The sequence below is a fragment of the Paenibacillus ihuae genome (genome assembly GCF_001368795.1).
GTDB classification, from domain to species: domain Bacteria; phylum Bacillota; class Bacilli; order Paenibacillales; family Paenibacillaceae; genus Paenibacillus_AQ; species Paenibacillus_AQ ihuae.
This window is the reverse complement of the sequence record NZ_LN831198.1, coordinates 124,801-140,354: the sequence shown is the minus strand read 5'-3', so window position 1 is coordinate 140,354 and position 15,554 is coordinate 124,801. Positions and strand designations below refer to the sequence as shown.

Here is a 15,554-nt window from a genome sequence, read left to right as displayed (position 1 = left end):
GCAGCCGTTGCGCCAGCATTGCCGCCGTCTGTACCGGCGACAGGCCGCTCCGAAGCGCAGCCTGCGAACAGCAGCGCCGCCAGCAGGAGGAGCATAGGATATAACAACCTGCGAATGGCTAATTTCCACATTAACGTTCACACCTCCGTAAAAAAGGGAAAGAACGAGGGCTTTCTGCTGCTCCCCCGTTCCATCCCTATCCAATATGTCTTTATCATTCTATCTTAAAACGGGCTGTAAATCTGCCCTCTTGCGTAATCTTTTGTTAAGGCAATCTTACTGCTACGACCGCAGCCATTTCCCGCGTTACCGTTGCCGCCGGATCAAAGGCTCCGTTAAAGCCGGTCATGTAGCCCAGTTCAGAGACGGTACGTACAGCGGACAGCGCATAGCTGCTAATCCGGCTCTCGTCCGTGAAGGCCCCGGCCTGAACCGCAGCTGCAGCAGCGTTCTCCAGCTTGAAGGCTCTGGAGATCATGACTGCCATATCCTGGCGGGTAATAGCTCCGCCAGGATTAAAGACCTTATCCGATACTCCGCTGATAATTCCCAGCTCCTTCGCCTTCAGCACTGCTCCATAATACCACGCACCCGGCTTCACGTCGCTGAATACAGGTGTCGCAGCCGCTGCAGACGGGTCCTGATTCATCAGTCTCAGGAGAAGGGCTGCGAATTCGGCACGGGAAATCTGCTGCTTCGGCGCGAAGAGCAGGCCGGTTTCACTGACGCCCTTCATCAATCCTTGATCATAGGCGGCATGAACGGAATCCAGCGCCCACGAAGAAATGCGGCTCTCGTCTGTGAATACGGTACTGCTGACAGCTGCCGGTGAAATACTGAATAGTTTGCTGTCTCCCGTCAGGAAGCGGCTATATGCAGTCAGGGCCAGCAGTGCCTGTTCGGTAGCCAGACTATTCTCCGGCTGGCCGGCGGCATGGGCATACCCGCCGTCCGCTTGTCTGAATGAGGCCAGATGGCTCAGCAGTCCGCCCTTCGCTTGGACGAAACGTGCATCTCCCGGACCGACACCCGCTGCAGTAAGAGCGATAATCACCTGTGCGGTGCTCTCGCTGTTCTCTACTCCGGACAGCTTATAGCCGCCGTTCTCCAGCTGCTGCTGCGACAGCCAAGTGACCGCTTTATCCAGCGCTGTCTGTACTGCCGCCTGCTCTGTATGGGAGGAGAGCGCGGATACTGCCATCGCGGTAAGATCCACATCATCGGTTCCGCCTGCGGTCAGCGGGAATCCGCCATCCTTACTCTGCAGCTCCAGAATGGACTGGATCAGCCGTTCTTTGGTCCACAGCGCACCTGCCGGAACACTGTAGGAGCCGCTGTCTAGGGCAATCAGGCCAAAAATCAAACCGTTGCTGCCCTGGCTGGCCATCTTGTCATTGCTGTAAATTTTCTCAATCAGATTGTAGCCGCCAAAGCTTTGCGGATTGCCTCCGGCAGCGGCCACGGCCAGTACCAGACGCTCATAATCCGTAACTTTGCGGAACTCGCCCTGGCTTGCGGCAAGCCGCTCTTTCACCCCGCTCAGATAGCCGGCCGGTACAGAATGGCCGGAACGGGCCAGGCCAAGCGCCTGCCAGTCACTGAGTTCTCCGGCGACCGTAACCCTTGCAGCTGTAGCGGCAATATCGCTGATCAGCTGGGCCTGATTCGGCTCAAATTTGCTGCGGTCCACGACCGCATAAGTGGTGAAATGGCTGACCTTACCGGTCATGATCCCCGTTTTGAGGTCAAGTGACGCAGGAACCGGTATCCAGTTCCCTGTGCTTTCATCCAGCCAGGCCAGGGCCAGATTGGCCGGATTAGCTGCGGTAACAGGAATCTTGATCAGGAGATCCGCTGTTTTCAGGAATTTGGTGCCGTCAGGCTTGAAATCATACAATCCCGATACCAGCTCAGGACGGTTTGCGCTGCTCTCACGCACACTGATTTTCAGCGTACCGGAGACTGCACCGGCAGGCAGCTTCAGCTCTACTTCACCGCCGCTGTCTTTTAAAGATGCTGCAGCCGGAGTCACATCCTGTTCGAAGGAAGCAACATTGGCGCTCAGACTCTGCTTAAGCGCAGCTGCTTCTGCCCGTGTCATGACTGTACCGGAAACGGCTGTCGTTTGCAGAACCCTGCCCAGCGGCAGCATATTGTCTGCCGTGATATCAACACCGCTGACCGTCGTTCCTGTGCCGCCTAACCCGGCAGCTGAACCGCCCAGATCTCCGTTCTTAACCGTATAACGCCAAGCCACCGTATCCCGGTTGCTTAGCTTATAACTTGCTGCGCTGTAATTTGGAAATTCTCCATTTACGGAGTACATCCAGCCGCTCTCCGGCCCGCGGTCTCCTTCTCCCAGACCGTCGATGGACCGGATGTAGATGTCACTACCTGTACCGCTGCTGACCACCTTGCTTCCAAGCTGGCGGACCAGCAGACTATAGGCGGTTTCACCGTCATTCAGAATGACTGTGGTACCCGGCAGAATCGTTCCCTTTACACTGTCACCGATGACAGAAATCGTCGCCGAGGCCTGGACAGGAGCACTTACCGTTAACGGTTGTGTATAGCGGGCGATATTAGGTGCTTTACCTTCTACATACCCGGTTACGGCCAGCGTGTACGAACCTGCAGGTAAGCCCTGCTGGAAGGAAGCCACACCCTCAGCGTTTGTTGATAGCGTTAATTTCCCGGCACTGACCTGTACGCCCTCTGCCTTGGAGATTACCGGGTCTGATGTATAAGTCGTGTTATTCCAAACCCATTTTTTCTGTTCCACCGTAACGGTGAACGGCTCGCCCGGCTTCGGCTGCGCAGGCGAAACGGCTAGCGAATTGACCACCTGCGTGTTAGCTCCGGTATAGTAGACAAGCACTTTGTCAGATGGCTGCAGTACAAAATCATTCAAGCCTACATCCGGATAAATCCACGCCCCGCCGCGTGATACCGCGAAGCCCCAATAGTCGTTAGGACTGTAAGCGCCATTCTCTATCCCGCCGATGCCCCATACAAAAATGCCGAAAGCGGACTCCGTGCTTTGCAGCGGAATACCGCCGGAAGCAGCAAGCTGCTGCAGCGCATCAAACGCATTGTATGCATCAAGCGTGCCTTCGGCCAGTGGACCCTGCGGTCCTTCAATAGACAGATGGGCCGAAACATTGCCCGGAGCCACCTTCAGTGACTGGGTATAGCGGGCAACTTTGGGAGCCGCACCTTCAACATAACCGGATATAGCCACTGTATATATTTTGCTGGAAAGCCCTTTTTCCACCACAGCCTGGCCTTGGCTATCCGTAGTTAAGGTTGTACCGGCAATCGTTACCTTTACACCTGCCGCAGGCGAAACTACCGGATCACTGGTATAAGTGGTATTGTTCCATACCCACTTTTTCTGCGTAACCTTAATCGTGAACGGCTCACCCGGCTTCGGCTGCAGCGGGGAAGTCACAACCTTATCCACGATCTGCGTAGTTGTTCCGCCAAAGTAGACAAGCACCTTATCCGATGCCTGCAGTTCAAAATCCCCCATGCCCACACTTGGGTAGATCCATTCCCCGCTGCGTAAAACAACAAAATTCCAGTAGGCATCACGGGTTCCGTTTGTTATTCCGGCAATGCCGGAGACGTAGCTGCCATAGGCAGAATCCGTAATTTGCAGCGGAATATTCTGCGATGCGGTCAGCTTTTTCAGTGCTCCCAGCACATTGGCCGCTTTCAGCGTACCCTCCGCAACCGTTCCATCGGGTCCTTCAATCGCCAGATAGGCGGATACATTTTTCGAGACTACCGTTATAGCCTGCGTGTATTTTGCAACTTTCGGCGCAGCCCCCGCCACATAACCGGTAACAGTCAGCGTATAATCGCCTGCCGCTACCCCTGCGGTGAATTCGGCCTTGCCGTCTTTATTCGTAACAGCCTTCTGATCCCCGATCGCGACCTCAACCCCGGCTGCCTTGGAGATTACCGGGCTGGAGGTAGAGGTTGTGTTATCCCAGACCCATTTAATCTGATTAACCGTGACGGTAAAAGGCTCCTCTTCCCCAGGCTGCGCCTTGGATAAGGTAACGGATTCCACAAGCTGTGTATCGCTGCCCGCGTAATAAACGATTACCCGGTCCGAGTCCTTCAGCTTAAAGTCCTTCATCCCTACATCGGGATTCAGCCACTGTCCGCCGCGGACCACCGCATACATCCAGCCGTCCCAGCCGCCGTAGGTTCCGGCGATTACATTGCCGATCCCCGTAACATAGCTGCCGGAAGGATTCTTAAGCGCCAGCCCGTTCTGGGCCGCCACTTTCTCCAGCGCTTCGAGCGCGTTCGCTGCATAAGCATTTCCCTGGCCCAGTGTGCCCTGTGGCCCTTCAATGACCAGCGGTACATACACCAGCGGGTTCTGCGCCGCAGGTTTCGTAAAGTCGTACAGCTTGCCGTTGCTGCCGCCGCTGAACAGTTTATAAGCGACCAGCGCCTGCAGTCCCTGCTCGGTTGCAAACGGGTTAATGCTGCCGCCCGCGTTATGAATGAATCCGCCGGATGAGGTTTGGAAGCTCAGCAGTCTTCCGACCAGGTCCGCTCCGTTTTTGGTAAACTGGGCGCCCGCAGGATCAATCCCAAAAGAGGTCAGCCCGATGATGACCTGGGCGGCGCTTTCGCTGTTATCGCCATAGCCGCCTTTACTGTCCTGTGCTGCCGAGAGCCAGGCTACCGCTTTTTGTCCGGCAGTCGCTACCGCCGGGTCGCTTTTGTATGCAGACAGGGCCGTTAAGGCCATCGCCGTTATATCCGGCTCGCTTGCACCTGAATTCAGGGCAAAGCCGCCGTCTGCATTTTGCTTGGATAGAATCTCGGTCAAGAGCGCCGCCTTGGTCCACTTGGCATCGCCGGGAATGGTATAATTACCGGAATCCAGTGCCAGCAGCGCATACACAGGATAGTTCAGCGTCTGGCCGCTGATCTTCTCATTGTTATAGATGCGTTCGAGCAGATTGTAGCCTGCCGTTGAACCGTTTCCGGCAAAATCCGCCGGATCAGCACCTACAGCCTTCACCGCCAGCACAATACGTGCATACTCAGTGACACTTGCGAAGCTGCCGCCGGCAGTCTGCACTTGCTGAGTCAGGGACTGGACATAGCTGTCCGGCACCCTGTAGCCAGCCTGGGCAAGTCCGATGGCTTGCCATTCAGACGTCACGCCGCTGCCTAGAATATATTCGGCAGTCTTGTAAGTGGCTTCTGTCGCGGTAATTTGGCCTGCTGCCTCATACACCGCATCTGTAACCGTATCCGTACCCGCAACAGCTGGAGAGGATTCGGCTGCGGATACCGCTTGCCCGGCAGGAACAACAGCAGCTCCTATAATCGAGATAACCAGCAATAAAGCCAGGCCTAGTCTAAAGAACTTGGCGGGGAACATCGTCTTCATCGTTAACCTCTTTTCATAGATAAAATGGTCTTACAATACAGCAGACAACATAAAGACCGCCCTCTTAAGGGCGGTCCGGGAAGAATACAAATTCAGGGCCGCGGCAAATTACACACGTAAGCCACAGTCCATTTGCATATGTTCCGCATTCTTACCCCACGAAGAATAGAAACGTTCGTGAAAAAGGCAGGTCTCCTGGCTTATGCTTCATCGCTTCTCCCGGCCTTCCCGTCCGTATTATCAGCTGGACAGTGGCTTCAAGCAGGAGTTGCTCCGCATCACAGTGGCGGGACCGCGCCGGATTTCCACCGGCCTTCCCTTTTAAGCGGTTCTATCAATGGATATAGAATCCGCACCTTTTTCAAAACCCTATGAAATTTAATATTCATAATCATATCTAGTATTCCCCTGTATGTCTATAGAAAAGGTGCTTCAATAACTCTCCGGCTTGCCGTGAGTGCGTTGACCGCAGACTGTATCTGGTTTTGCTCTATGTATATTGTGCCTACGTTTCAGATTCTATGAGAATCACGAAAGGATTCCTATTAGTTGGAAAAACTACCGCTAATCCCGCGAAAATAGACATATTAGAGGGACTAAGTGGAATTCCTCCACTATATTCGACTGTTCCGGGCATAGGCTGCAGAAAAGAAGATAATTAGCTGGATTATTTCCAACTAGTTGTGGATGTCCCCCTTTTAAGCAGGTGTTAGCGGGAGGAAATCCAACTAATCAGCAGAAAAAAATCCTGAACCCACCTGCCCTATTGTTTGCGGCAACATGTGCTGTTCAGGATGTAGTTCTGCGTAACTTTGCTTACTCTTGTTACTCGGCACGCAACAGTGTCTGCTGACTCAGTAGCGTTAGTAATGGCGGTTCCGTAATTACTTTGGTTCCGTAACTTATGCTAGTTCAATTAGTACCGTTAGCAGCATTAGCATTTTCTGAAGTATTAGTGTCGTTAGCAGCATTAGCGCTACCATCAGCATTAACGCCAGTCTTAGCGTCAGCATCAGGCGTTTCTTCAGCAGCCGCGGAAGGCTGAACCGTTGGTGACGGAGCAGGTGCGGTGTCCGGGGCAGACTGGACAATCAGCTTGTAGTCACCGGCGACAATCATGCTGCCCGGGGCCAGCTCAGCCCCCGGTTCCAGGTCAACCGTGACCTGATAAGACGCTGCGCCAATCGGGCCGGTTGGCGGCGGGGACGAGACGCCCTGGTCCCCGCTGCCCGTTCCGACGCTAGCATTCCCGGCCGCGCCGCTATCCGTTCCGACGTTGGCGTTATCCGCTGCGCCGCTATCCGTTCCGACGCTGGCGTTATCCGCTGCGCCGCCATCCGTTCCGGCGTTCGCGTTCCCGGCCGCTCCGCCGTCCGTTCCGGCGCTAGCGTTACCCGCTGCGCCGCCGTCCTTTCCGGCGGCTGCATCGCTCGCAGCCGCCGACGCGCCGCCGTCAGTAGCGGCGGCGTCCGGCTCCGGCGAAGGCGACGGCACGAGGCAAGTGCCCGCCGTCGCCGTGACCTTGTACGTGTCCGTCACGTCCCCGCCGGACATCACCCCAATCTCCGCCGGTTTGAAGGCAGAGCACTCCGCCGCATCGGCGAAGGTGAACACCAGCCGGCTGCCCGCCGCTGCCCCGCTGCCGCTGAGCGCTACAGTGACGGGCGACTGGCCGCCGCCTGCTCCGGCACTACTCTCTGGCAGCGCGGTATCTGCAGGGTCCGGCCGCAGCAGGCTGATGGCGATGATCGCCGCAATCACCACGATCCCCAGCACGGAGCCGGTGATCAGGAGTTGAAATCGGCTGCGGCTGATCCACCGCGCCAGCGGCGAAGCCAGCTTGCCCCGGGCTTCGTTATAGACATTTTGCAGCGCCGGTCCTGCGGAGGAGGCATAGGTTTTGCGGAATTCCCGGTTCTTGAACGCTTCGCGGTCACTGTTCTGAAAATATTTCAGAATCGCTCTGCGGTACCCCGGCCATAGCTTCTTATTCGAAACCGTGAACAACCGGCTGCCCTGTGACCAGGCGAAAAAGCGGTACACCGCCTCTTTATCCCCGCCCGCTTTGCGTGCGACCAGCTCCAGCAGCGCATCATAATCCAGCGGTCCGCCCTCGCGTTCACTGCTGTGATAAAAGGCCAGCGGCAGCCGGTCAAACGGCTCCACGCTGCGCGCCTCCTTCAGCCAGCGGCGTCCGAGCAGCTGCACGTCGTCCAGCTCTCTTGGGGCCAGGCCGGCAAAGATGTCCTCATCCGGATTCTCCTCACCGAACCAGCGGTAGGCGGCGCGGAGCGCATTGGCCTTGCGCTTATTAATGGCATCCAGCGGCGGCTGCCACTCTCCCGTATCCCGGTAGCGCAGGAACGAAATATCCAGCAGCTGATCCTGCGTCAGCTCATCGATCGACACCCGGTTCAGCAGGGAACGGTCGGCGGCAGCCGCCAGCTCCTGGAGCAGTGCCAGCGCCTCAGGGTAGAGGCCGCTGCCTCTGCGCCGCTCTTTTTCCGTCTTCTCGACAAATTCATGAATTACCACGACAGCCCCAACCGGATTATCGTCATGCTGCAGCTTCTCCAGCAAATATTCCTTGGCGCCATCACGGACAAAAGCCTGCTGAAGCATTTCCGGCAGAAACCGGCCCCAGTGGGCAACAAAGCGCAGCACATCCGCCGGTTTCACCGCTGCAGCCAGCCTGGATTCCATGTAGGGCTCCAATAATGCTTTGCGGAACACAGCCTGTCCCAGCACTTTCTGGAAGAAAGCCTCACTCAGCTCATCATTGCTCTCGATAATGCTATACGCCGCTGCCAGCACATCCTCCCGGCCTGCAGTGGTACAATTGTACATGCCGTTAATGAAGTAATCGACGATTTTACCCCGGTAATGATGGCCCTGCAGCGCAAAATACTCCTTAAACTGCTCCAGAATCTCCGGCTGGGGAATCCCCCTTTGACGGATCAAATCATATTCGCGGTCGAACCGCTCCAGGAACATATCGTTCAGCCGAATCCGTGACGCAAGCGCACCCTCCGGCTTCAGGTAGGACAGCAATCCTGCCAGCACCGCGTTTTTGTTCTCGGTATACAGCGGCTCATTGCCCTGCTCAATCTCATAAAATACCGCCAGCTCATTGTATAGCGCAAGCTGAAGCTTGCGTTCCACCCCTTCGCCCAGCAGCAGCGCATCGGCAAACCGGGCAAAGTCCTCAAGACTCCCCTTTTGGCTCAGCGTCTTCCAGGCCAGGTCGGCAAAAGGCTGCGGTGTCCCGCCGAAATCGGCATTCAATATCCGGCCGGAGGCCAGATCAAACACGTAATCCTTCTCGATATTCCGGTCCCCCGGGCGCAGCGAGCCCTTCTCCACAAAAGTCAGGTGGATAAACTTCCGGTTCTGCGGCTCACTTGCATACGTAATTACGCCCAGCCTGCGGCGGAAATCATACGGGAGCACGCTATAGATGACTTCCGTCAGTTCGGCTGCGCGGCGCGACAGCTCGGTGACCGGCACGTCCAGGGCAATGTATATTTTTTCTTTCCTGCCACCGAGAGCATGACCGCCTGCAGCAGCGCCTTGAATGGCTCTTCACCAAACCCAAGTGACCGCAGTACCGCCAGCGGCTCCGGCCGCCGTTCACGCGGCGCTACAGGAATATCCTCAAGCTCCGGCAGCGTCCCCCCGGGTTCCCCTTCATAGGTCCCGGCAAAGTCAGCATGCAGCCAGTCTCCATAATGCTCCACAATCTCCTCCGAGCGAATCGGGGGAACGATAAAGTTATGGGCAAAAAAAGCACTGCGCTGACCGGTAAAATCAGCCGCCAGATAGCGGCTTTGTCCGATGACCGTTTCGTTTGCTTCCGTATGGAACAGATGCAGCGCAGGCGGGTACATGTCCTCATTCTTTTCGCCGCGTGCCGTCAGCTCCGCCGGAGCATCGTAGAGGCAGAAGGGATGCAGCATTTTTTTGACAAAATTATTGTCGAGACTCTCTGACTTGGCTATTGTATCGAAGCCCTCGGTTGCCCGGTAAACCCCGCGCCGCTCGCGGGTATACATCTGCTGGGTAATCCTGGACCCTGAAAATCTGTTCACGGCCCGTCGCTCCCCTCAATATAGTTCAGCTTGTGCAGCAGCCAGATAAACGGCTCGTCCACCCGGATCGGGCTGACTACCCCCTCTATCCTCTGGTTCACCGGATTGCTGCCCAGCGCAGAAACGGCGAAATAACCGGTATTCGCAAAATACACATCCATCGTATCCTTAAACGGACGGTCCACCTTCTCGATAAAACGGCGGATTTCTCCGTCAATATTGTGGAATTCATCCAGATTCAGCGTCTTGCGGTGCACGTAGTTGTTGAAGACATTGCTGTTGGATTTAATGTAATCGCCATCCTCATCCTTCAGTGAATGCAGCATGTCGCTTTTGGCCAGCACGACCGCTGTCGGAATATCCGTCTTGCTCTTCTCCTGATAGGCGATGAAATCGCCGAACATCGTCAGCACTACATCGCGCGGTTCGTCATACTGCGAGACCCATTCTCCGGGGCGGTCCCCGTAATTCATCCGGATCTTCTCGCGGATAGAGCGGATCTGCAGCGGATCGACCATAAACAGGATCCCTGCGGAGTTCTTGATATGCTGGCCGTGCAGGCCCAGATAGTCCTGATCGACCATGCCTTCACCGGCCACATCGAAGAACACCAGCGTCAGCGGCGGCTTGCTCTCATCCTTGAACACAAACTGGAAAATAAACGGCTCCTGCATCTTTTCCTTCTGGGTCGAGGCCAGCAGATCGCCGCGCTCAAACAGCGGTTCTTCGTACAGCGTGCGGAACTTGCGGCTGATCTCGGCATTCAGCGGCATGCAGGCCGCGTCAAAATGCCCGGCCGTCGTATGCTGCAGCGTATGGATCAGCGAGGTCATGTAGACCGACTTCCCTACCTGGGACGCACCGATGATCGAAATGATATTGCTCGGCACTTTGCCTGCCGTTACAGGAAGCTCATTATGGCAGGACGGGCAGAGCCGTCTGCGCGTCAGCACCCCGTAGCGGTCGGTAATGCCGGTCAGCACATGGTCGGTGTAATGGTGGTATTCTTCCGGAATATCCGCCGGATTCAGAATCGCTTCCATATCATCCACCGTATCGAGGCCGAAGCGCTCGCGGTATTTGTTCAGCGCATCATCTTCGCCCAGCGCATAGTTCTCATCATCTTCACGGCTGTGCATCGCCCGGAAGACCACATCCTCCGGCTGAAACTTCGTGAAGCAGTAAGGGCACACAATATCATAAAAAAGCGGCCGCGGCTGCGGCTGGTTTTTCTTCATAAAGCGGCTGAAAAAAGACATCTCTCATCCTCCTTAAAGTTTTGTGAGCGTAACCTCCATTGAAATGCTCCGGACAAAACTCGCTACGGAAGCATAAACTTAAGTTTTAATAGCTCAACCGGATCGCTTAAACGCGCTCACCAGAAGCCTGCTGCCCCGGCCTACTCCGGCACCAGCTCATAATACAGTCCGTACTTGCGGCCGTCGGTGAAAAAGATCCGTACAAAGTCCTCTTTGCCGATCTCAATCGGCGGGAGCGCATTCCGTCCGGCAGCAAAATCCTGCACGAAATGGAAGAGGACCCCGTCCTCCCTGGAGGCCGGATAGCCGCCTCTTTTTTTGACGTAGCAGAGTACATCCTTCGGCACCGGCGTTTCCGCGGTAATCGTCATATGTACCGTTTTTTGTTTGCCGAATAACGCTTTTTTCTGGACTATGGAATAATAAATCCTTGCCTTGCCAGCGCTGACAGTGGTTTGATTAGCACCGTCCCGCTGGCGTACCAGCACAATCTCCCCGTTGCCTTCCAGCCGGGCATATAGGGTATAGACAATCAGGCCGATGTCATCCATCCGGTCCCGGTATCCGTTGTTCGCCTTATACTCCTCGCGGGTGTACAGCTTCATGCCGGAAGGCGGAAGCTCTCCGTGATCCGGCATTTCTGCTGATGCCTTATGGATATAGACCGCCTGTACGCCGTCCGGCCAGCGCCATCTAAGCGTACAGAACCGGTCCTCCACCCGGGCAGCCACATCGGTAATTGCCGGTGCGGAGGCATTATCTTCGGCGTACCTCATGTCTGTAAGCTCCTTTCACATTCACATTCTTTACTATATAGATTAAACTTGCGATTTTTCTATTGGGGAATGGCCGTGACTACAGAAAATGTTTGGACTTCCGGCCGCTGTTGTCTGCAGATTTCTTGATTCATACCGTTTTCACGGTTGAAATCCGCAGACAAAGGCGGACGCTACCGCTCCTCCAGTTCCAAAATTCCCCTCCGCCACTTTTCCCTAAAATGGATATTTTCGAATTCAATCTATATAGCGGTTAAAATCCCTTGCTGCCTCGGTTTCTGCGGGGCGAATGGAAACCCTCTGACGAAGTTGGCGCAGCAGCGGCTGCCTCTCTTCTTCCCCTGCGGGACAGGCGGCCTTCGCCTACCGGCACCACATAGGTGAAGAGAGAGAGGATTGCCGCCAGCACCAGCAGAGCGATCAGGCGGATCAGCGCATCGCCGAAGGATTGTCCGCTGAGTCCGAATTCAAGAATCAGACCGGCACATAGTCCGGCTACCCAGCCGCCGAACCCGAAGCTTTTGGCCAGATGACGGTTGTCGAACACAATGCCAAGTCCGATGCCGAGCGCGGTGCCGATCAGAATCAGCGCCAAGATCCGCACAACTGCGTAATAAGGACTGTCTGCTGTAGCATCACTGCGTTCGGTCAGCAGGGTACGGTCACCCAGCCGGTCATAAATTTGCTGGAACACATCGCCCAGCCGGTCCGCATCTGTAACATCGTAATATTGCCCGCCTGTTGTGGCGGCAATATCCTGCAGCAGGCGGGAACCGGACTGGTCATCCAGGGCAAGACCGACGGTGTTCACCGCAATCCCGCGGCTCACATACTCGTTCAGCTCTCTGGACGTATCAAACTCGCTGAAGCCGTCGGACAGCATAATTACCATAGCTCCCCGGCTGGTCTGGCCGTCACTGTTAATCACGTTCATCGCCTCAGTAAGGGCGCCGCTGATATTTGTTCCGCCATCTGTCGTCTGCAGACTGCGGATTACTGCCGATACCTTCTCGCGGTTTTCGGGACTTTTGAGTGAGATCAGCGGCTGAACGACTGATGCATCCTGGCTAAAGGTCACTACAGCCACCTGGTTATCCTTATCCATCTGCTGCACCAGTGCCTCGGCCGCTGTGTACCGGCTGTTACCCGGATCGCTTTGCTGCATACTGCCGGAGTCGTCGATGACCATGACAACATTCTTGACCGGCTTCACACCGCCGAAGTTCAGCTCATACACAAACTCTGTCAGCGCACCAACACCAAACAGCAGCACCACCGTCAGCGGCAGCAGCTTCCACGACATGCCAAGATAACGCTGCTTCCATGATAAGCCGTTCAGTCTCGGCGAGATCATCTCGGCAAGCAGGGCGCCCAGTCCGACGCCAAGAGCCACAATGGCGAAATAGATGGCGATAATCAGAATTGACGGCAGATCATAAGGCCTGCGGCCGAGCAGCAGCTCGCCGAGGACAAAAGCTACTCCGCCGCCCAGCAGGCTGAAGCACAATAAGAGCAGATTGATTTTTCTCTGCATCGATACTCATCCTTTCCGGAGGAAACTGGCAAAAGTAATTCTGCTGCATTTAGTGCAACAGAATACCATCTGGGAGGGTTCAGATTCAATTCTATTGCATTCTCTACAACAGAAAACAGAATAAACGCTCAAAAAAACGGGATTGGCCTGATTCTGCTGTACAAAATGCAATAGAAACCTCCATTAACGGTGTATAACTCTATTCTAATGTACTTTCTGCAATAGAAGCAGAAGGGCAGGGGTTTCCCCCGGCCCTGCCCTGAAATAAGTCTACTCGTGCTTTGTCCTGGGCCTTCATCCACCCTGCTCATCGAAGCACAGGCAGCTGCTCCTCTTCCACGCCATGCAGCCGGTAACCGTTCTGGACATAGGTTTCATAATAGACCTTGCCGTTGCGGTAATAGAGCAGATCCTCCAGATGGAAGCCGCCCATCAGGTTCAGCTTCTCGACTCCGCTTCTGCGCTGCTCATGGACAACGCCCAGCCGGTAGATCCGGGTCGTCTCGTCGGCGCTCAGGGCATAGCGCAGAAATTCGGAGGTGCTGTCGCCGAAGAAGTATTTCTCTTCATGACGGTGCTCCTGTGTATATTCGAACAGGCGGACATTGATGCTGGCCCCATCCTCGAGACTGAGATACAGCCGCTTGAACAGCTCCTCCTTGGAGACAATTTCGCGGTTCTCATACGCTGCTGCGACATTCGCCCGCCGCAGCAGCTCCTCTTCGAAGGGCAGTGCGAACGGCTCCGCCGTCAGCAGTTCTCTCCTGCATACGTCGATCAGGCGGCGGATGACAGCGATGCCGCCCTGGCGCAGCAGCTCCGAGATGCTGCCCATGAACCGGTCGCTTGCGAAGATACCTGCACCGCGCCTGGTTTGAATATCCTGCATAACTTCCGCGGTCACGGTGCGGTAGTACTCCATGATATTCTGGTCTACCGCTTCGCTCGAGCGCAGGGTGCTGGCCAGCGCAAGGCTGCGCAGTTCTTCATCCAGCGCCTCCATCGTCTGCACCTTGGCTTTGCTCTCTACATGCAGCTGCTCCAGCGCAGTGTCATAGCTCACCGCTAAGTTCAGCTCCAGCTTAAGACGCAGAATCTCGTATTTCCTGCTGTAGATACTATCAAATAAATAATGAATGAAATTACGCACGGTCCGCTTGTCAAGCAGCGGCACCCGCTGGAAGGGCTGGCGGTCTACGGTCTCACTGTAGAGCCGGTCCAGCTCCTCCTCGGCCGAGGCGATTGCCGAGCGGAGACCGCCCATGTGCTGGCGCAGCGCGTTCAGCACGCTGCCCCCGGCCTCGCCCTGCTCGGCCGTCCACTCCGCCAGCTGGTAGAACGTCACTGGCGCAGCGGACTGCTCCTGCGCAGCCAGCACGGCGGCCCACTCGCGGGCAGGGTCAAGGGCCGCAGCCCGTGCGGCGGATACATCCGCAAAGTTGCTGCGGAAATACGCCTCGCCGCCTCCCCCGAACAGCAGCTCTTCCGCCTCGCGCAGCGTCAGTGGCTTCAGCTCGCTGAAGGACGGGCGGCCATGGCTCATCAGCCCGGTCATCTCGGCGATTCCGGCCTCCTCCGGCAAGAAGCCGGCGGCCCGTTCGCGCAGCGCTTCGGGAGTAAGGCCAAGCAGGGCCTGCCGCTCACGCAGACTCCAGCTGCTGCCTCCGCGCAGCTCTGCTGCAAGGTAATGAAAAGCATGATACAGCACCGCTAAGGCAATCGGCTTGCTCGGCCTGCGCACCGCAGAGAAACCCGCGGAAGCATATCCTTCCCGGCCTGTACTGCCGCGGATACCGCTTTTGAATGTCATATTGTTATAGCCGCCTTGTCCGGTGGCCTGGTCCGCCGATGGCCGCACCCGGTTCTTGAGCAGACTGATGTGTGCGATAATCTCATAGTTGTCTTCCATGCCGCCCGCCGACATCATGCCGCGCTCGTTTTTATCCGAGAGCAGGTAGACAAGATCAAACAGCGCAGATGGACCATGGGTTACCGGAATGGACAACCCCTCTTCCGTAACCAGAAGCGGAGCATTAAAGGCATAACCAGGCAGCTGCATTCCGTCCAGCTCACGCAGAAAAGCCAGCCCTACCGAGCTGGAATATCCGAAGTTGTCCCCCTGCTCCCGCTCGTTGATCAGCACGCACAGGTCGGTCTGCACCGACTTGAACGACTGTCCTAGCACCGCGCGGGCCAGCAGGGCAACTTCCGGCAGCAGCACATTAAGCGGGTCATCGACCCGCGTAATGATGGAGAGATGGATAACATCAAACGAAGAATACAGCCGTCCGTAGTCGGCTATGCTGTTCCCGAGACGCCGGAGTGTCCGGTTCATCCCGGCCAGATAGCGGCTGTCTTCATGAAATTCGCGGTAGACCTCCTGGCGGATTGTGCGGGGATCACGACCGGCCGTGTCCGGCAGAGCCATGGTCATCACCCGTTCCCTGCTGCCATCACCAGCATAATCCTTAC

Annotated in this window: 7 protein-coding genes and 1 riboswitch; all 7 genes read right to left on the bottom strand. The window is 56.1% G+C overall.

Features of this window, described 5'->3' with window-relative positions:
- Positions 1–265 precede the first annotated feature (265 nt).
- Positions 266–5,425: an S-layer homology domain-containing protein gene (locus AQR02_RS00585; RefSeq protein ID WP_054938933.1), complete on the bottom strand. Its 5,160-nt coding sequence runs from the start codon at positions 5,423–5,425 to the stop codon at positions 266–268.
- A gap of 168 nt (positions 5,426–5,593) precedes the next feature.
- Positions 5,594–5,800, bottom strand: a riboswitch (cobalamin riboswitch).
- A gap of 537 nt (positions 5,801–6,337) precedes the next feature.
- Positions 6,338–8,932, bottom strand: coding sequence for a GAP1-M domain-containing protein (locus AQR02_RS00580; protein WP_054938932.1), 2,595 nt, complete (start codon positions 8,930–8,932; stop codon positions 6,338–6,340).
- Positions 8,893–9,513: a GAP1-N2 domain-containing protein gene (locus tag AQR02_RS00575; RefSeq protein ID WP_054938931.1), complete on the bottom strand. Its 621-nt coding sequence runs from the start codon at positions 9,511–9,513 to the stop codon at positions 8,893–8,895. The genes AQR02_RS00580 and AQR02_RS00575 overlap by 40 nt, the downstream gene beginning before the upstream one ends.
- Entirely contained in the window at positions 9,510–10,772 is a 1,263-nt protein-coding gene (locus tag AQR02_RS00570) for a hypothetical protein (protein ID WP_054938930.1), read from the bottom strand. The genes AQR02_RS00575 and AQR02_RS00570 overlap by 4 nt, the downstream gene beginning before the upstream one ends.
- A gap of 140 nt (positions 10,773–10,912) precedes the next feature.
- Positions 10,913–11,548, bottom strand: a complete 636-nt coding sequence (locus tag AQR02_RS00565; RefSeq protein ID WP_054938929.1) for a hypothetical protein — start codon at positions 11,546–11,548, stop codon at positions 10,913–10,915.
- Between the two features lie 253 nt (positions 11,549–11,801).
- Positions 11,802–13,082 carry a vWA domain-containing protein gene (locus AQR02_RS00560; RefSeq protein ID WP_054938928.1) on the bottom strand — a complete coding sequence of 427 codons (1,281 nt, stop codon included), beginning with the start codon at positions 13,080–13,082 and terminating at the stop codon, positions 11,802–11,804.
- Between the two features lie 307 nt (positions 13,083–13,389).
- Positions 13,390–15,554, bottom strand: a 2,165-nt coding sequence (locus tag AQR02_RS00555) for a transcription initiation factor TFIID (RefSeq protein ID WP_082451922.1), incomplete at its 5' end; no start/stop codon positions are given.